Genomic DNA, 18,523 nt, shown 5'->3' on the forward strand with positions numbered 1-18,523 from the left:
GGGAGTGGGCTGAGGGGCGGTCAGGAGGTGTGTTGATGTGATCGCGGTGGGGTGCCGGTCCGGAAGTGGCTGGTCGTTGGGCGGGGGCGAGTGGTGTGGGGCCGGATGCGGGGGATACGTCCGGGCGGGTGGGACGCCGGGTATGGGGCCGTTGGTCCGCGGGGAGCCGCTGCTCGCACGCTGGCCGTTGGCCGATGGGCGCGCGGCTACCCGCACGCTGCTCGGTGCCGCCCGGGGCGCACCGGGCGCAGGGCAGGGGCCGCCGGTATCTGGGCCGTTGGCGTATGAGGGCGCCCCTGCTCGCACACTGCCCGGCGCCACCTACGGCTCACCCGGTGCGGGGCAGGCTGCGCCGGGCGCCGAAGAGGGCTCACTCGACACGGACGTGGATCACCGGCGGCCCTTGGGCTTCCCCGGAGGGGGCGGCGCCGGTGGCGGGGGAGGAGGTTGCTGCCCACCGTCCGAGTCGTCCTCCGGCCAGTCCGGCGAACCTGCCCCGGGCCGACGCCAACGCGATCGGGACGGCGGCTCGTAGGACTGGGCCATGGTCGGAGCGCCGTACATGTCGGCGGGCGGCGGAGGGATACCGGGCGACTGCGGTCCGTCGTGAGGGCGAGTGCCGTCGTCCGGCGGGACAACTCCAGGCGGCTGCGAACTCCCGGAGTACGGACCGACTCCACCGGCCCCTACGGCTCCGGGCGCGGGATCGGCCCCGAACTGCCCTGCGTTTCCCGGAGGTTGAGGGGCACCGCCGGGCCGCGAGCCTCCGCCAGGCGGCCGGCCACCTTCCTGCGGCGACTGCGCACCCGGCGGCCATGCGACCTCGGTCGGCGATCCGGCGTCCGGTGGCCAGGCTGGTCCGCGGAACCGAGCCCCACCACCCGCCCCTGCACTGCCTGTCCCCGAACCACCCGGCCCCGCCCCACCAGATCCCGCCCCCCTAGATCCCGCCCCACCTCCCTGCCCCGGCGCCTCCCCACCAGGCCAAGCCCTGCCACGCCGTGACGGCCGACCATCCTCCGGTTGCCGTAGCTCATCCGGCAGTTGCAGATACGGGTTGGTCGCAGGATTCGGGGCGCGGTATGGCGAACTCGGCACGTAGGGCCCTGGGTCCCCGGCGCTCTCCGGATGCCCTGCCTGTCCCGCACCCCCCGCAGCTTGCGCATGTTCCGGATACCCCGGCCGCCCCGGCACCCAGGCACCTGACCCCGACCCCGAACCCGAACCGGACCCTGACCCCGACCCCACCCCCGGATCCCGACCCGCCACCCCCAAGTCACCCCGTGCCAACCGCGAAGCCTGCCTCCCCGCCGCCCCGGTCGCGTACGCGAGCAACCCCCCGACAAACCCCGCCCCCGCACCCCACACCGCACCCAGCACCAACGCCATACCCAGATGCCCGTGCAACTCGATCCCCGCGCCGAACGCGTCGAACCCCAGCACCGACAGGGACGCGTCCACCGACACATCCGTCAGCCAGGCCAGCAACGGCAGCGTCAGCGCGGTGACGACCCCCAGCCGTAGAGCACACCGCCCGGCAAAACCGAGAGCACTCCCGCGACCTCCCGTACCACCAGGCCCACCCGCACCACCACGATCAGAGCCACTCCCCGCCCCCACCCCCAAGGGCGTCCGCACCCCCGTCAACACCCCCGCCAGCAGCATCATCAGCGCCGCCGCAACCCCCAACAACCAAACCCGGCTGTCCAGTTCGGCCAGTCGCCCCAACGTCACAGGCTGGTCGGACTTGACGCTCAGGAGTTGGTCCAGGGGGTGGGGGAGGAGCTTCGCCAGTTCGCCCGTCGCCTTGCCGTCCCAGGGGACGAAGAGGCCGATGGGGATGCCGAGCCAGACCCCGTTGGGCGCGCCCAACAGCGCCGCGCCCGCGATGCGTTTCGGGTGGTCGTCGCCGATCGCCGCGTACGCCGCCGCCGCGAGCCCCGCCGCCACCGCGACCAGCAGCACCGTGACGAGCGCGGACGCGGCCGGGCGTACAACGCGGTGGACGGGCTCCCAGCCACGCGGCAGGGGAGTTCGGCGCGAGGCCAGCAGGGCGATCAGCAAAATGCCCGCCGACCAGCCCAGGCCGCCCAGCAGCGTCGGCGCCGTGTCGACCGTGAAGCCCACCGCCGCCTTCGCCTTGACCAGGTCGCTGATCTTGCCCGGGAGCAACCCGCCGATGTCACCGATGTCGCCGAGGCCGGGGATGCTCACCCCGCCGCCGTTCCCGCCCCCGCCACCCGTCAGCTTGTCCAGGCCCAACTTGCTTCCGTCGATGGTGATGACGTCATGGCCCGCCCACGCCAACCCACCCAGCATCGCCACGAAGAGCGCGATCACCGAGCCCGCGCGCGCGAGGAGTTCGGCCGGTGCGATCACAACTCCGGCCGCCCGCAAGGACCGTAGGAAGAAGTACGACAGCAGGAGGGCGCCCACCAGGCTCACGCCCAGGGGGGTGATCGTGACGGCCGTCGTGGCCTGGGCGCCGGTCAGGCCGAAGGCGGAGACGTCGCCGGTCGGGGTGACCGAACCGCCCGCGCCCAGGGCCACCACCGCCGCGGTCATCGGGCCGAGCGAACCCGTCGCGTCGGCGCCCAGCAGGTGCAGGCCGAGCGCGGCCGTGCCCGCCATGCCGATCAGCGCCCAGCTCACCGCCGCGATCGCGGACAGCAGGACGTCGGTCCAGGGCACCCTCGTGTCGTAGTTCGCCGTCCTGACACTCGTCGCTGAGCTCATGGCAGACCCCCCGATCCGCGGCACGGGACGGACACCGCACATGTCCCCCTCGCGTGGATTACCACTCTCCGGGTCGGTTTCAACCCCGTCAACGGAACCGGCGGAAGCGTAGGGACGTGGTCTTCACAAGGCCCGACTTTCGGTCAGGGGGTGCAGCCTGAAATAGTTCCCGACGATGTTCGCCATCCCTAGACTCCCTGTGATGGGGGTAACTCGGGGGACTACTCAGTGGGGCATGGAGTGCCGGAACTCGTACTGGAATTGAATGGACGGACCTGGACGCTCGACGCGTCCAGGCCCTACACCCTCGGACGTGATCCGCAGGGGGACGTCGTGGTCGACGACGCCAGGGTCTCCTGGCGGCACGCCACGATCAGCTGGGGCGGCCGGAGTTGGGTGATCGACGACCACGGCAGCACCAACGGCACGTTCGTGCAGGGCCAGCGCATCCATCAGATGGAGATCGGCCCGGGCTCGTCCGTGTACCTGGGCAACGCGACCGACGGCCCGCGCCTGAACCTCTCCGGCGCCGCGGCCGCCGTAGCGACTCCGCAGGCCCAGCCGCAGCAACAGCCGTACGCCGCACAGGGCGCGGGCCCTGGCTGGGCGCAGCAGGCACCCCCGCAGCAGGCCCCGGCGCAGACGCCTGAGCAGCAGCGTTACCAGCCGCCGGCGGCAGCCGCCGCGAACATTCCGCCGCAGCAGGGATCCGGCGTCGGCGCGGGGGCGCCGTCGGTCTACGGCGACCGCAGCCCGACCACGTTCCACCAGTTCTCGCTCGGCCGTGTGATGCGGATCGGCCGTGCGCTGGAGAACGAGTTGGTGGTCTCGGACCTCCAAGTCTCGCGCCACCACGCCGAGTTCCACGCGACGCCCGACGGCCGCTTCGAGATCCGTGACCTCGGCTCGCACAACGGCACGTACGTCAACGGCCAGCCGATCACCAAGGGCGGCTCCGCGCTGCTCGGCCCGAACGACATCGTCGGCGTCGGCCACTCCACGTTCCGGCTGGTCGGCGACCGGCTCGAAGAGTTCGTCGACACCGGTGAAGTCTCCTTCTCCGCCCGGCACTTGACCGTCGAGGTCGACGGCGGCAAGCAGATCCTCAAGGACGTCTCCTTCGGCGTACCGGAGAAGTCGCTGATCGCGGTCATCGGCCCGTCGGGCTCCGGCAAGTCGACCCTGCTCAAGGCGCTCACCGGCTACCGGCCCGCCAACCAGGGTGACGTCCTCTACGACAACCGGAACCTCTACAAGCAGTTCGCCGAGCTGCGCCAGCGCATCGGTCTGGTCCCGCAGGACGACATCCTGCACAAGGAACTGACCGTCAAGAAGGCCCTCAAGTACGCGGCCAAGCTGCGCTTCCCCGCCGATACCACCGGCGCCGAGCGCGAGGCCCGTATCGACGAGGTGCTGCGCGAGCTGAAGCTCGACATCCACAAAGAGAAGAAGATCACCTCCCTCTCCGGCGGTCAGCGCAAGCGCGTCTCGGTGGCCCTGGAGCTCCTCACCAAGCCCTCGCTGATCTTCCTGGACGAGCCCACCTCGGGCCTCGACCCGGGCATGGACCGCGACGTCATGCAGCTCCTGCGCGGCCTCGCCGACGACGGCCGCACGGTCCTCGTCGTAACCCACTCCGTGGCCGAACTGGCGATCTGCGACAAGCTGTTGGTGATGGCCCCGGGCGGCTCCGTCGCCTACTTCGGCCCGCCCGAGGAGGCGCTGAACTTCTTCGGCTACGACACCTGGGCCGACGTCTTCTCCGCCTTCGAGAACTACCGCGACTACGACTGGGCGGGCCGCTGGAAGGGCTCGCAGCACTACCAGATGTACGCCGCGGACATCGACGCGATCGCACCGCAGTCCGTACAGATGCCGCCGATGCAGGCGATGAAGCCGCCGAAGCCACAGGGCTGGATGTCGCAGTTCGTCACGCTGGTGCGCCGCTATGTCGCGGTGATCGCCTCCGACAAGGGCTTCCTGGCCCTGATGGTGATCCTGCCGGGCGTGCTGGGCGCGGTGAGCCTGCTCATCGACTCGGGCAACAGCCTGCTGCCCAACCCGGCCCGGGCGAACGGCACCATCATCCCGAACGGCACGGCCACCACGGTCCTGCTGATCCTCGCGGTCGGCGCCTGCTTCGCGGGTGCGGCCAACTCCGTCCGCGAGCTGATCAAGGAACGGGTCATCTACGAACGGGAGCGCGCGACCGGGCTGTCCCGTTCCGCGTACCTGATGTCCAAGGTGTTCGTGCTCGGTGTGATCACCGCGCTGCAGGGCCTGATGGTCGGTGTCATCGGCTTCGCCAGCCGCGAGATCCCCAAGCAGGGCCTGGTCCTCGGCAGCCAGACCATGTTCGAGCTCTGCATCCCGATCATGGGTCTCGGCTTCACCGCGATGATGTTCGGCCTGATCATCTCCTCGCTGGTGAAGACGGCCGAGAAGACCATGCCGCTGCTGGTCATGTTCGCGATCATCCAAGTCGTGTTCACCGGCTGCCTGTTCACCCTGAACGGCGCGGTCGGCGTCAACCAGTTCTCGTTCCTGATGCCCTCGCGCTGGGCGGTCGGCGCCGCGGGTGCCACGCTCGACTTCAACAAGATCAGCCCGCCCAAGCCCGGCGACAGCACCGACCCGCTGTGGGAGCACACCGTCGGCGCCTGGGGCATGGACATGGCCGCCCTGATCGCCCTCGGCGTGATCTGCGGCTTCTTCGTGGCCCGCTTCCTGCGCCGCCACGAGCCCGAGGTCATGCGGAAGTAGTTCTCACGGAAGCAGTTCTTCTGTGACGACGCCGAAGGGCGGCGCCCCTGGTGGGGGTGCCGCCCTTCGGCGTCGATACCGAGACCAAGAGGTCCGCCGGAGAGGCCTCGGTACGCGTCTCAGTACGCGCTGTTGACGTTGTCGATCGAGCCGTACCGGTCGGCCGCGTAGTTCGCCGCGGCGGTGATGTTGGCGACCGGGTCGTAGATGTTCGTCGAGGTACCGGAGACGTGGTACGCGTTGAACGTCGGCTGGATGACCTGGAGCAGGCCGATCGACGGGGTGCCGTTGACCGCGTTGACGTCCCAGCCGTTGATCGCGCTGGGGTTGCCCGAGGACTCCCGCATGATGTTCTTGTACAGGCCGTTGTACGACCCCGGGATGCCCTTCTGCTTCATGATCGCCAGGGCGTGGTTGATCCAGCCGTTGAGGTTGTTGGCGTAGGTCGTCGCGGCGACGGGCTGGATCTTGGGGCGCTCGGCCGAGCGGCTCGCGGCCTTGGCCTTGCGGGCGGCCTCCGCCTTCTTCTTGGCGGCGGCTTCGGCGGCGGCCTTCTTCTTCGCGGCGGCGTCCGCCTTGGCCTTCGCCGCCTTCGCCTTGGCGTCGGCCTTCGCCTGGATCGCCTCGGTCTTCACACCGGCGCCGGCGAGCTGGTCGGTGACGCTGGCCTTGACGCCCTTGATGGGCTCCGTGCTGTACGCGATCTTCGTCGAGGCCGCCGCGTCGCTCGTGGTCGTCCCCGCGTCGCCGGGCACCGCGGAGAAGGCGAGGGCGGCGGCGCCGAGCGTGGCGACACCGGCGAGCGCGATCTTGTGCTGCTTCGTCAGCTTGGTCAGGCGACTATGACCAGGAGTGTTCGAGTTCTTGGGCATGGCGGATGGACCTCTTCGAATTGCGCGGAGGTCGCTCACCGTCCGGCGGGGGACGCGGGTGCTTCCGGCACAAACGCCGCGGAGGAGATCCGCGGCGCTGAGCGACGGCTGCAATTCTTAGCGGCCGCAAAAACCCCTGGCAAAGGTGTGACGTACGATCCCGGGTAGTTGACCGGTCCAGGGCAAAACGGGACAGACGGGGTCGTCTGTCCCGCTCAAGTCGGGCGCCTATATCTCCTATGTCCGCTAGTACGTGATCTGCGCCCTATGTGCGGGCTCACATCGACCGCGCGCCACCCTCACCCGCAGTTGCGGGAGCAACGCGCCGCGTGAGGATCCTCCTCCGGGAGGATGAGATGCACGTCCCCGAACTCGTGCCACAGGTAGAGCCCCCGCAGCGCCTCCTCATAACTGCGGCCTACGGCGGCCCGCCCGGCGACCGCCTCCAGCATCAGCAGATGCGAGGCCTCCGGCTCGTGCAGCCCCGTCAGCAGCCCGTTCACGACCCGCACACCCCGCTCCGGGGTCACGACGAGGTCCGTCCACCCCGCACGCGCGCGTACGACCCCGTCGGCCCCGGCGGCGGACTCGACGGCCCGCACGGCGGTGGTCCCGACCGCGATGACCCGCCCGTCCCCGGCCCGGGCCGCGTTGATCAACCGGGCCGACGTCTCCGACACCGCGAACCGCTCCGGATACGGCGGCTCCTGCACCTCGGCCGACGCCACCCCGGTGTGCAGAGTGATCGGCGCGAACTGCACCCCCCGACTCACCAACTCCGCCACCAGCCGCGCGGTGAAGGGCCGAGCAGCACTCGGCATCTCCGCACTGCCCGTCCCGTCCTCCGTGGGCAGCGAGAACACCGTCTGGTAGACGGAGAGCGGCTGATCGCGCTCCGTGTAGGAGTAACGGATGGGCCGCCCGTGCTCGCGGAGCAGCGCGGGCACGCTGGACACCTGCCCTTCAGGCCCGGGTGTCCCGAAGTCCGGAGGCTCCGCCCCGGGCACGTCCGGCCCCACCACGTCTGCCCCCGCGGCACTGGTCCCGGGCACGGCCGGCCTTGGCGCTCCTCGTCCCGGGGGCACGCTTGACACCGGCCCTCCAGCCCCGGGCGTGCCGATGCCCGGCGACTCTGCTCCGGGTACCCGTGCCCCCGGCACGTCCGGACCCACCCCTTCTGGCTCCGCGGCACTCGTCCCGGACGCGGCTGCCCCCGGGCCTTCAGCCCTCGGCGCCCCAGGCTCCGGCGCTCCCGGGTCCGACACCCGCACCCCCGCCCACCACAACCGCTCACCCCGCCCGCTCAGCGGCTCCTCCAGGACCAGCCGCACACCCCCGGGCAGCCGCACCTCCACACCGGCCGGGCCGCCCGCACGCGCGCGTGTGGTGCCCTTGCCGTCCGGCTCGCGCAGTTCGACAGCCCACCGCCCGTCATCGCCCCGCGTGGAGAAGTGCACCACCACACGTGCGTGCCCGATCCACCCGTCCACCGCCGCGGCGAGCGTCGGCGACGTGTTCACGACCAGCAGATCCCCGGCCCGCAACAGCCGAGGCAGCTCCGCGAACGCGTGATGCGACACCTCGGTACCGCGCGACACGAGCAGTCGTACGGCGTCCCGGTCGAGCCCGGGCCCGCGCTGCTCGACGGGCACGCGCGCGGACAGCTCCTCCGGAACCCGCACCGCTACTGTCATCGCTCCTCCAGGAGGGCCGGTGCGCCGTACCGCCCGCTCGCGGGACGCTCGTCCAGCAGTCGTAGAAAGGCCGGCACCACGGATGTCGGCGACGGCCGGGGATCGTCGTCGTCCGGTACGGCCGCCGCGTACAGGTCCGTGCCCATGTCCCCGGGATCGACCGCCCAGACCCGCAGCCCGGGTTCCTCGGCGCCGAGCACGGCCGCGAGGTGGTCGAGGGCGGCCTTGGACGCCCCGTAGCCGCCCCACGTCTCGTACGCCTCGGCCGCCGCGTCCGAGCTGACCGCGATCACCGCACCCGCCCGCGAGGCCCGCAGCAGCGGCAGCGCCTCCTGGACCAGGCCCAGCGCGGCCACCACGTTCACCTCCAGCGCCCGCCGCAGCCCGTCCAGGGTCAGCTCCTCCAGGCGTACGAGCGGCTCGGCGCCCAGCGCGCTCGCGTTGCTGACGACCAGGTCGACGCCGCCCAGCTTTCCCGCCGCGGCCACCAGCTCGGCCCGGTGCGCGGCGTCCGTGACGTCCCCGGGAACGGCCTCCACGCGCGTGCCGTACGCGGCGACGGACACCGCGGCTTCCGTCAGCACCTCCTCGGTCCTGGCGTCGAGCACCAGGTCCCAGCCCCGCGCGGCCAGGGCCTCGGCGAGTGCCCGGCCCAGTCCCTTGGACGCCCCCGTGATGATCGCTACCGACATGACACACGTCCCCTCGTCCACTACGCCTCCGTCGGCGTGCCCCCAACGTAGGAACGGGACCGTCCCCGCCGCGTCGGACCCGGGCCGCATCCACAGGGGCCCTTCGCCCTAGGTCCACCGGACCAGAAGACGGCCGTCACCGGCCCGATCCGCACTGTCACACCCCGCCGGTACCGTGAGGACATGAGTCAAGGTCCACGGTCCGGCCTCGCGGCGGTGAGTTCCGCGCTGCTGGCCATGAGCAGGCATCTCGAGGTGCGCGACGTCCTCAAGACGATCGTCGCCTCGGCCCGCGAGCTGCTCGACGCGCAGTACGCGGCGCTCGGCGTGCCCGACGACCACGGCGGCTTCGCCCAGTTCGTGGTCGACGGCGTCAGCGACGCCCAGTGGAAGGCCATCGGCCCGCTCCCGCGCCAGCACGGCATCCTCGCCGCGATGCTGCACGAGGCGAAGGCCGAGCGCCTCGCCGACGTCCGCAAGGACCACCGCTTCGAGGGCTGGCCCTCGGCCCACCCCGACATGTCCGACTTCCTGGGCCTGCCCATCCGCGACGACGACGAGGTCATCGGCGCGCTCTTCCTCGCGAACAAGAACTGCCCGAAGCGGGACGGCAGTTGCGGCTTCACGGAGGAGGACGAGGAGTTGCTCTCGATCCTCGCCCAGCACGCGGCCATCGCCCTCACGAACGCCCGCCTGTACGAGCGCAGCCGCGAGCTGACCATCGCCGAGGAGCGCTCCCGCCTGGCCCACGAGCTGCACGACGCGGTGTCCCAGAAGCTGTTCTCGCTCCGCCTCACCGCACAGGCCGCCGCCACCCTCGTGGACCGCGACCCGTCCCGCGCCAAGGGCGAACTCCAGCAGGTGGCCGCGCTCGCCGCCGAGGCAGCCGACGAACTCCGGGCGGCAGTGGTCGAGTTGCGCCCCGCCGCCCTGGACGAGGACGGGCTGATCGCCACCCTGCGCACCCAGATCCAGGTCCTCGACCGCGCCCACACCGCGCGCGTGACGTTCACGGGCCGCGGCTTCCGCGCCCTGCCCGCCGCCCAGGAGGAGGCCATGCTCCGCGTCGCCCAGGAGGCCCTGCACAACGCGCTGCGGCACTCCGGCGCGGAGCACGTCGCCGTGACCCTGGCACGGCACGGCTGCGGAGCGGTCCTGCGGATCACCGACGACGGCACCGGCTTCGAACCCCAGTCGATCCGCCGCGCCGGACGCCACCTCGGCCTGGTCTCCATGCGGGACCGGACCAATGGCGTCGGCGGCACACTGACCGTGGAATCGGCGCCCGGAAAGGGCACCACGATCGAGATGGAGGTCCCCGGTGGCTGACGCAATCAAGGTGCTGATCGTCGACGACCACCAGGTCGTCCGCCGGGGCCTGCGCACCTTCCTGGAGGTGCAGGACGACATCGAGGTCGTCGGCGAGGCGGCCGACGGCGCCGAAGGGGTCGCCCGCACCGAGGAGTTGAAGCCCGACGTCGTCCTCATGGACGTCAAGATGCCGGGCATGGACGGCATCGAAGCGCTGCGCAGACTCCGCGAACTCGACCACCCCGCGCGCGTGTTGATCGTCACCAGCTTCACCGAACAGCGCACGGTGATCCCGGCCCTGCGCGCGGGCGCCGCCGGTTACGTCTACAAGGACGTGGACCCGGACGCCCTGGCCGGCGCCATCCGTTCCGTCCACGCGGGCCACATCCTGCTCCAACCCGAGGTCGCCGGCGTCCTGTTGTCCCAGGAGGAGTCCAACTCGGGGCAGGGGAGAGGCGGTTCGCTCACCGAGCGGGAGCGCGAGGTGCTCGGCCTGATCGCCGACGGCCGCTCCAACCGCGAGATAGCCCGCGCCCTGGTGCTCTCCGAGAAGACGGTCAAGACCCACGTCTCGAACATCCTGATGAAGCTCGACCTGGCGGACCGCACACAGGCGGCCCTGTTCGCCGTACGGCACGGTCTGACCAGGTGAGCGGTGTCGCCGGGGCGGCGTGACGGCAACACGGAGCGTCTCGTTCCGGGCTGAGATTCATACCGTCGTGGGAATGTCCCCCGAATGGCGCATCCTTCGTGGATCTCCACCGTTCTCCAGTGCGTGCCGCGGCGCCTGCCGCGGTGATCGCTAGGAGGGCTCAGAAGTGAAGAACCTGAAGAAGGCAGCGGCCGTGACGATGGTGGCCGGCGGGCTCGTGGCCGCCGGTGCCGGGCTGGCCTCCGCCGACGGTCTGGCGAACGGCCAGGCCGCCGGTTCGCCCGGCGTCGGCTCGGGCAACGTCATCCAGGTCCCGGTGCACGTCCCGGTCAACGCGGTCGGCAACAGCGTGAACGTCATCGGCGTCCTGAACCCCGCCTTCGGCAACCTGGGCGTCAACAGCTGACGCACGTCGCTCCGCGACAGTGACCTCCGGCCGTCCAGGGCGCTCCTTGGGCGGCCGGTCTGCTCGTCACCAGGTCGCCTGGTCATTTGGTCGGCTTGTCGCGCCAATGATCCGAACGGGCAGTCAAACGCGCATGTCCGTGCCGTTTCCGCGCTTCCCCGCGTTGATCAGCGCACGACCCGCGGCCGGGTCGGTCACGCAATCGCAGGAGGAACGCTTCTCATGAACATCGCCAAGAAGGCCGCTGTGGCCCTCACCGTCGCCGGTATCGCCGCCGGCGCCTCCGCCGGTGCCGCTTTCGCCGACGCCGGTGCCGACGGCGCGGCCGTGAAGTCCCCGGGTGTCGGTTCGGGCAACGCCGTCCAGGTCCCGGTCCACGTCCCGGTCAACGTCGTCGGCGACAGCGTCAACGTCATCGGCCTGCTGAACCCCGCGTTCGGCAACAAGGGCATCAACGACTGACGCCCGCACCACAAAGAGGGGCCCCACGAGTCAACGACGACTCGCGGGGCCCTTTTTGCATGAGATCCGAGGGGGGACTTTCCCAGCGACGGCCGTCAAATCCAGCTCGCTGGCCTTCTCGGCGCAGGCCCACAACTCAGCACGCCAGGCCCTCTCCACACAGGCCCGCAAACTCAGCCCCTCCGGCACCTCTCAACGCAGGCCGCCATTACTCAGCCCGTCCGGCACCCTTTCAACGCAGGCCCGCAATATTCAGCCCGTCCGGCGTTTGAGGACGAGGCCCCTTCAGGGCCGATCGGGGGTCTGGGGGCGGAGCCCCCAGCGGCGCCCACCCCAACACAGGGCAACCACGCAAGGGAACATTCAGCGCACCCCCTTCTCCCGCTCCTCCACAACGGAGTTGTACGCAGCCACCTGCGCCCGCCGAGCCGTCCGCTCCACCGGCCGCAACGCCTCGGCCCGCGCCCCCATCTCGGACGCACTCACCGCACCTCCGGGCCCGTTCTCGTAAGCCACGGACACCAGCAACCCCACCCGCTGCGCAAGCTCCAGCACCCGCACCGCCCGCGGCGGATACCCCGGCGCCAACACCTCCCGCCCCCGCTCCGCCCGCGCGCGATACGCGTCGACCGCCGCCTCGGCCACCGGCCCCGACCCGGCGACATCGAGCCGGGACAACACCGCCGTGGCGTCCCGCAGCGCCTCCGCCAGCTCCCGCTCGGCCTCCCCGAGCGAGGGCACATCGGCGGGCGGTGCCTCCCGCACCGGCATGCAGTGCCACACGACCTCGACATGGACGTCACCGGTGGGACCGGCCTCGTAGACCTCGGGAACGAGGCCGAGCGCGACGCCGTAGCAGATCACCGCCTCCTCGGCCTCCAGTGCGCGGGCGTTGAAGGCGGGCGGGCCGCTCAGCCCCAGGGGGTGTCCCGAGGTGGGCAGCGCCACCCGCAGTCCGGTCGCGCCGAGGGTGCGCAGCCGTCCCAGCGCGAGCGTGAGTCCGACGGGTGCCGACTCGCCCGGCAGCCCCTCCACCCGGTGCACGGCGTCCTCGCCCACGATGGCGAGCACGGCGTCGTCCGGCGAGACAAGTCCGGCCAACAGGGCATTTCCCCAGGCGGCGAGGCGTCCTGAGCGTGGTTCCGAAAGCATGGCGTCCACCCTAAGGACCGGACCGATGGAATGGACCGCCCGGCCGGTGGCGTAGATTTCTTCGAGGGCTGCGCCTACCGGCGCACGCGACAGCCGAGACAGGCCGACGATGCAATGGGAGACAGCGCGCTCATGAGCGATGTTCTGGAGCTGGAGGACGTAACCGTGGTCCGGGAGGGCCGGGCTCTGGTGGACCAGGTCTCCTGGTCGGTCAAGGAGGGCGAGCGCTGGGTCATCCTCGGCCCGAACGGCGCCGGCAAGACCACGCTCCTGAACGTCGCGTCCAGCTACCTGTTCCCCAGCAGCGGCACCGCCACCATCCTCGGCGAGACCCTCGGCAAGGTCGACGTCTTCGAACTGCGCCCCCGCATCGGCGTCGCCGGCATCGCCATGGCCGAGAAGCTCCCCAAGCGCCAGACCGTCCTGCAGACCGTCCTGACCGCGGCTTATGGCATGACCGCGGGCTGGAACGAGGATTACGAGGACGTCGACGAGCAGCGCGCCCGCGCCTTCCTCGACCGCCTCGGCATGAGCGACTACCTGGACCGCAAGTTCGGCACGCTCTCCGAGGGCGAGCGCAAGCGCACCCTGATCGCCCGCGCCCTGATGACCGACCCCGAGCTGCTCCTCCTCGACGAGCCCGCCGCCGGCCTCGACCTCGGCGGCCGCGAGGACCTCGTACGCCGCCTTGGCCGCCTCGCCCGCGACCCGATCGCGCCCTCCATGATCATGGTCACGCACCACGTCGAGGAGATCGCCCCCGGCTTCACCCACGTCCTGATGATCCGTCAGGGCAAGGTCCTCGCCGCGGGCCCGCTGGAGCTCGAACTCACCGCCCGCAACCTGTCGTTGTGCTTCGGTCTCCCGCTCATCGTCGAGCAGGTCGGCGACCGCTGGACCGCACACGGTCTCCCCATGGCCTGAACTGCCTTGTAAGAAGCGGGTGTAGGGACATATGCGCCCTGTCCGTGACGGGACCCGCAGCCCTACCATTGACCATGTGAACGACATCGGCGCATGGGTGTGGTGGCTCGTCGGCGCGGCAGCACTCGGGATCCCTCTCGTGGTGACCGCGATGCCGGAGTTCGGCATGTTCGCCGTGGGCGCCGTAGCCGCCGCGGGCACCGCCGGGATCGGCGGGGACCTCGTCGTCCAGGTCCTCGTCTTCGTCGTCGTCTCGGTCGCCCTCATCGCGGTCGTACGGCCCATCGCGACCCGGCACCGTTCGACACTGCCCCAACTCGCCACGGGCATCGATGCCTTGAAGGGCAAACAGGCCGTCGTCCTGGAGCGCGTCGACGGCTCCGGCGGCGGCCGGATCAAGCTGGCCGGAGAGATCTGGTCGGCCCGCTCGCTCGACGCCGACCGTGCCTACGAACCGGGCCAGGAGGTGGACGTCGTGGAGATCGAGGGAGCCACCGCGATCGTCATCTGACCTCGCGGGACTCGACCGATGACCTCGCAGGACACGACTGATGACCTGGCAGGTCTCAACTGAACCGAACAGCACACGAGTTGCGTGACGGTCTGACAGACTCGACCAGCAAGATCTTCAACAACCATAAGATCTTCCGAAAGCGCCGAGGCGGAGAAGGGTACGGGGAGCACGATGGAACCGGTCATCATCGTCTTGATCATCCTGGTGGTGTTGGTCTTCATCGCTTTGATCAAGACGATCCAGGTCATCCCGCAGGCAAGTGCCGCGATCGTGGAGCGATTCGGTCGCTACACACGGACACTCAACGCGGGACTCAACATCGTCGTCCCGTTCATCGACACGATCCGCAACCGCATCGACCTGCGCGAACAGGTCGTACCGTTCCCGCCGCAGCCGGTGATCACCCAGGACAACCTGGTCGTCAACATCGACACGGTCATCTACTACCAGGTGACGGACGCGCGGGCCGCGACCTATGAAGTGGCCAGCTACATCCAGGCGATCGAGCAGCTCACGGTCACCACGCTCCGCAACATCATCGGCGGCATGGACCTGGAGCGGACGCTGACCTCCCGCGAGGAGATCAACGCGGCCCTGCGCGGAGTCCTCGACGAGGCCACCGGCAAGTGGGGCATCCGCGTAAACCGCGTGGAACTCAAGGCGATTGAGCCCCCCACCTCCATCCAGGACTCGATGGAGAAGCAGATGCGCGCCGACCGAGACAAGCGCGCCGCGATCCTCACCGCGGAAGGCACGCGCCAGGCCGCCATCCTCACCGCCGAAGGTGAGAAGCAGTCCCAGATCCTGCGCGCCGAAGGTGAGGCCAAGGCCGCGGCCCTGCGCGCCGAGGGTGAAGCCCAGGCCGTCCGTACGGTCTTCGAGGCGATCCACGCGGGCGACGCCGACCAGAAGCTCCTCAGCTACCAGTACCTCCAGATGCTCCCGAAGATCGCCGAAGGCGACGCCAACAAGCTCTGGATCGTCCCCAGCGAGATCGGCGACGCCCTCAAGGGCCTCTCCGGCGCGATGGGCAACATGGGCCCGTTCGGCGGAGGTTCGGGCAACGACGGAGGCAACTCCGGCAACTCCGGCGGCAATTCGGACCGCCAACGCCGCGAGAAGCCGTCCATCGACTGACAGACCTGTTCCACGACACTGGGGCCCACCTCCTAGGAGGCGGGCCCCAGTTCAGTTCACCTGCCCTACGCGGCCGGCTGGACCAGCCACTGCGGCAAGGCGTCGAAGTCCTCGGTCCCCAGCGCCAACAGCATCGCGTCGGCCGGCGTCGGCTCGAACGGCAGTCGCAGCAACGGCATCCCCGCCTGCTCCGGAGTCCGCGCCGCCTTGCGGTGGTTGTCCTCCGCGCACGAAGCCACCGTATTCAGCCACGAGTCCTGACCGCCCTGCGCCCTCGGCACCACATGGTCGACCGTCGTCGCCCGCCTGCCGCAGTACGCGCACCGGTGCCGGTCCCTGACCAGCACACCGCGCCTCGACCACGGAGCTTGTCTTCGGAAGGGCACCCTCACATACCTGCACAACCGGATCACCCGGGGGACCGGTATGTCGACCTCGGCTCCGCGCATGCGCAGTTCGGGGTGGGCCTGCTCGACGACAGCCTTGTCCTGCAGCACCAGAACGACGGCTCGATTCAACGACACCGTCGACAGCGGCTCGAAGCTCGCGTTCAGCACCAGCGTGTCCCGCATCCAGCCCACCTCCCATGTGCAACCGGCCCACCGCGCGGCGGGCTTGGATCAACTCTGGCCGGGCACGCCGAGATGGACAACGCAATAAAAAATGCCCGCCCCTGATCAATTCCAAGACCAGAGGCGGGCAAACGTTCCATGAACGTCAGTCTTCGGCGGGAACCTCGTACTCACCGATCAGCTGGGCACGCGCCAGCGTGTGGAACCGCAGGTTGAAACCGACGACGGCCGGGGAAACGTCCGAGTCCGGACCGAGTTTTTCCGCGTCAACGGCGTACACCGTGAACACATAACGGTGCGACCCGTCCCCGGGCGGCGGCGCGGCACCGCCGAAGTCCTTCGACCCGTAGTCGTTCCGCACCTGTACGGCGCCCTCCGGCAGCCCCTCGAACTTGCCGCTGCCCGCACCCTCCGGCAGCTCGGTCACCGACGCCGGGATGTCGAACACCGTCCAGTGCCAGAACCCGCTCCCCGTAGGGGCATCAGGGTCGTAGCAGGTCACGGCGAAGCTCTTGGTCTCGGGCGGGAAGCCCTCCCACCGCAGCTGCGGCGAGGTGTTGCCGGCCGCGTAGACCTGAGCGTCCTTGAGCGTGGCCCCCGGCTCGACGTCCTCGCTCGTCACCGTGAACGACGGAACGGGCGGGTGGAAGTCATGGGGGAGCGGCCGCCGCTTGAGCTCGGTCACCTCGGTACCTCCTGATCGGTTTCTTCAGTGGATACCGAGCCTAGAACCAGTTCCGCTTGCTGCCGACCTCGGACAGCCACTGGTTGAGGTACGCCGCCCAGTCAGTCCCCTGGAAGTCGTGCAGACCCACCTGGAAGGAGCGGAAGGTGTCACTGCCCTCACTGAAGAGGCCCGGCTTCTTGTCCATCTCCAGGATGACGTCCATCGCGTTCTCATCGGCCACGAAGCTCAGCTCGACCTGGTTCAGCCCGCGGTACTGCGACGGCGGCTGGAACTCGATCTCCTGGTAGAACGGCAGCTTCTGCCGCGTCCCCCGGATGTGACCGCGCTCCATGTCCGCGTTCTTGAAGCGGAAGCCCAGCCGGATGAAGGCGTCCAGGAGAGCCTTCTGCGCCGGCAGCGGGTGCACGTTGACCGGGTCCAGGTCACTGGAGTCCACGGCACGGGCGATCGCCAGCTCGGTGCTCACTCCGATGTGCATCCCGCGCAGCGACTGACCGTCGATCATCGTGACCGGCGTCTCCCAGGGGATCTCAAGACCGAACGGCACGTTGTGCGCGGCCCCGGCCTGCAGCTCGAAGGCGCCACCCAGCCGCACCTTCGTGAACTCGATGTCCTGCTTGTACTCCTGGTCACCGCTCTCGACCTCGACCTTGGCCTGCAGCCCGACCGAGAGCCCCTGGATCTCCTGGGCCACGGACCCGCCCTGGATCCGCACCTCGCCCTGGACGACCCCGCCCGGAACGACGTTGACCTCGGTCAGCACCGTCTCCACCGAAGCCCCGCCGGCCCCCAGGCTCGCGAGCAGCTTCTTGAACGCCATTGACTCTCCCTTTACGTATGGACCCTTGATCCCTACAAACGCGAACCGACCGCGCCCGGTTCCGCGCCACACCCTGGCAAGCGGACGGAACCTTGACCACCCCTTGGCACAAGCGCGGCTGGACTACGCTCGGACGCCATGATCGCGCCCCCGGACCGTATGCCACTCCCCAGAGAGTTCTTCGACCGCCCTGTACTGGAGGTCGCCCCCGACCTCCTGGGCCGCCTCGTCGTCCGTACGACCCTCGACGGCCCGATCGTCCTGCGCATCACAGAGGCCGAGGCCTACGACGGCGGCAACGACCCCGCGTCCCACGCATACAGAGGTCCGACGGCCCGCAACGGTGTGATGTTCGGTCCGCCCGGGCATGTGTACGTCTACTTCACCTACGGCATGTGGCACTGCATGAACCTGGTCTGCGGCCCGGAAGGCACGGCCAGGGGGGTCCTGCTCCGCGCTGGCGAGATCGTCGAGGGCGCCGAACTCGCCCGCAAACGTCGACTCTCGGCCCGAAATGACAAAGAACTGGCCAAAGGCCCCGCCCGCCTGGCCACCGCCCTGGGCGTCGACCGCTCCCTGGACGGCACGGACGCGTGCACCACAGGCGAGACACCCCTGAGGATGCTGGCCGGTACACCCGTCCCCTCCCATCAGGTAAGCAGCGGTCCCCGCACCGGAGTGTCGGGCGAGGGCGCGGTCCACCCGTGGCGGTTCTGGATCACCAACGACCCTACGGTTAGCCCGTATCGGGCTCATACGCCGCGACGTCGGCCAAGTTGACGCGTCTTGGCAGGGTGCGTAATGTAGCCCGAGCCGCTTGACCCGGGTACGGCATTCGCCAGCAGCCGGAAGCGGCCAACCCACTACTTACGACTCTCCCTCGCTGAGGGCGCATTCGGCGTGCCTGCATGCCTGAATTCGAACTCGCGGAACTCGATTATGAGTTGCCGAGGGGATCGGCTAACGTAGTGAATGTCGAAAGGCCGACAGGCGAAAGCCCAAAGCCCTTGACAATCCCCGCCGACAGGGAATCGGAACCGGAAACGGTCTGATAGAGTCGGAAACGCAAGACCGAAGGGAAAAGCCCGGAGGAAAGCCCGAGAGGGTGAGTACAAAGGAAGCGTCCGT

16 protein-coding genes and 1 pseudogene are annotated in these 18,523 nt (G+C 69.8%); 9 read left to right on the forward strand and 8 right to left on the reverse strand.

Translation table 11 applies throughout. The features are described 5' to 3' along the window. Positions 1-390 precede the first annotated feature (390 nt). Positions 391-2,736: a streptophobe family protein gene (locus OO69_RS50910; protein ID WP_078652829.1), complete on the reverse strand. Its 2,346-nt coding sequence runs from the start codon at positions 2,734-2,736 to the stop codon at positions 391-393. Between the two features lie 240 nt (positions 2,737-2,976). Here OO69_RS50910 and OO69_RS42950 point away from each other — a divergent pair, with 240 nt between their 5' ends. Next, complete coding sequence (locus tag OO69_RS42950; protein WP_033286419.1) at positions 2,977-5,499, forward strand: FHA domain-containing protein; 2,523 nt, start codon at positions 2,977-2,979, stop codon at positions 5,497-5,499. Between the two features lie 119 nt (positions 5,500-5,618). Here the strand turns inward: OO69_RS42950 and OO69_RS42955 are convergent, their stop codons facing one another. From OO69_RS42955 to OO69_RS42965, 3 genes are all read right to left on the reverse strand, one after another. Further along, the gene (locus OO69_RS42955; protein WP_033286420.1) at positions 5,619-6,371 is read right to left on the reverse strand and encodes a transglycosylase SLT domain-containing protein; all 753 of its coding nucleotides are present in this window, start codon (positions 6,369-6,371) and stop codon (positions 5,619-5,621) included. Positions 6,372-6,670: 299 nt separating this feature from the next. Next, positions 6,671-8,065, reverse strand: a complete 1,395-nt coding sequence (locus OO69_RS50915) for an S-adenosylmethionine:tRNA ribosyltransferase-isomerase (protein WP_033286421.1) — start codon at positions 8,063-8,065, stop codon at positions 6,671-6,673. Beyond that, on the reverse strand, positions 8,062-8,757 hold the full coding sequence (locus tag OO69_RS42965; protein ID WP_033286435.1) for an SDR family NAD(P)-dependent oxidoreductase: 696 nt from the start codon (positions 8,755-8,757) through the stop codon (positions 8,062-8,064). The genes OO69_RS50915 and OO69_RS42965 overlap by 4 nt, the downstream gene beginning before the upstream one ends. 183 nt (positions 8,758-8,940) lie before the next feature. Here OO69_RS42965 and OO69_RS42970 point away from each other — a divergent pair, with 183 nt between their 5' ends. The 4 genes from OO69_RS42970 (at position 8,941) to OO69_RS42985 (ending at position 11,588) form a co-directional block, all read left to right on the forward strand. After that, positions 8,941-10,086: a GAF domain-containing sensor histidine kinase gene (locus OO69_RS42970; protein ID WP_033286422.1), complete on the forward strand. Its 1,146-nt coding sequence runs from the start codon at positions 8,941-8,943 to the stop codon at positions 10,084-10,086. Next, positions 10,079-10,720 carry a response regulator gene (locus OO69_RS42975; protein WP_033286423.1) on the forward strand — a complete coding sequence of 214 codons (642 nt, stop codon included), beginning with the start codon at positions 10,079-10,081 and terminating at the stop codon, positions 10,718-10,720. The genes OO69_RS42970 and OO69_RS42975 overlap by 8 nt, the downstream gene beginning before the upstream one ends. Before the next feature lie 166 nt (positions 10,721-10,886). Continuing rightward, positions 10,887-11,126 (forward strand): chaplin, encoded by a 240-nt coding sequence (locus tag OO69_RS42980; protein WP_033286424.1) that lies wholly within the window; start codon positions 10,887-10,889, stop codon positions 11,124-11,126. Between the two features lie 222 nt (positions 11,127-11,348). Next, positions 11,349-11,588 (forward strand): chaplin family protein, encoded by a 240-nt coding sequence (locus OO69_RS42985; RefSeq protein ID WP_033286425.1) that lies wholly within the window; start codon positions 11,349-11,351, stop codon positions 11,586-11,588. 363 nt (positions 11,589-11,951) lie between these two features. Here the strand turns inward: OO69_RS42985 and OO69_RS42990 are convergent, their stop codons facing one another. Then, positions 11,952-12,740: a hypothetical protein gene (locus tag OO69_RS42990; RefSeq protein ID WP_063744495.1), complete on the reverse strand. Its 789-nt coding sequence runs from the start codon at positions 12,738-12,740 to the stop codon at positions 11,952-11,954. A gap of 132 nt (positions 12,741-12,872) precedes the next feature. Between OO69_RS42990 and OO69_RS42995 the strand changes: the two are divergent. The 3 genes and pseudogenes from OO69_RS42995 to OO69_RS43005 all read left to right on the forward strand — a co-directional run. After that, positions 12,873-13,397, forward strand: a pseudogene (locus OO69_RS42995) (ABC transporter ATP-binding protein); the annotation flags it as partial. A 343-nt stretch (positions 13,398-13,740) separates the two neighbouring features. Continuing rightward, positions 13,741-14,175, forward strand: coding sequence for an NfeD family protein (locus OO69_RS43000; RefSeq protein ID WP_033286428.1), 435 nt, complete (start codon positions 13,741-13,743; stop codon positions 14,173-14,175). A 174-nt stretch (positions 14,176-14,349) separates the two neighbouring features. Then, a complete protein-coding gene (locus OO69_RS43005) occupies positions 14,350-15,315 on the forward strand; it encodes an SPFH domain-containing protein (RefSeq protein WP_033286429.1) in 966 nt (321 codons plus the stop codon). A gap of 65 nt (positions 15,316-15,380) precedes the next feature. Here OO69_RS43005 and OO69_RS43010 read toward each other — a convergent pair whose 3' ends face one another. The 3 genes from OO69_RS43010 to OO69_RS43020 form a co-directional block, all read right to left on the reverse strand. Beyond that, on the reverse strand, positions 15,381-15,887 hold the full coding sequence (locus OO69_RS43010) for an HNH endonuclease (protein WP_033286430.1): 507 nt from the start codon (positions 15,885-15,887) through the stop codon (positions 15,381-15,383). A 145-nt stretch (positions 15,888-16,032) separates the two neighbouring features. Next, positions 16,033-16,572 carry a YbhB/YbcL family Raf kinase inhibitor-like protein gene (locus tag OO69_RS43015; protein WP_033286431.1) on the reverse strand — a complete coding sequence of 180 codons (540 nt, stop codon included), beginning with the start codon at positions 16,570-16,572 and terminating at the stop codon, positions 16,033-16,035. Positions 16,573-16,612: 40 nt separating this feature from the next. Continuing rightward, complete coding sequence (locus OO69_RS43020; protein WP_033286432.1) at positions 16,613-17,395, reverse strand: sporulation protein; 783 nt, start codon at positions 17,393-17,395, stop codon at positions 16,613-16,615. A gap of 138 nt (positions 17,396-17,533) precedes the next feature. Between OO69_RS43020 and OO69_RS43025 the strand changes: the two genes are divergently transcribed. Next, positions 17,534-18,175, forward strand: coding sequence for a DNA-3-methyladenine glycosylase (locus OO69_RS43025; RefSeq protein ID WP_033286433.1), 642 nt, complete (start codon positions 17,534-17,536; stop codon positions 18,173-18,175). Positions 18,176-18,523: the final 348 nt, after the last annotated feature.

The organism is Streptomyces sp. NRRL F-525 (assembly GCF_000716605.1).
Lineage (GTDB): Bacteria > Actinomycetota > Actinomycetes > Streptomycetales > Streptomycetaceae > Streptomyces.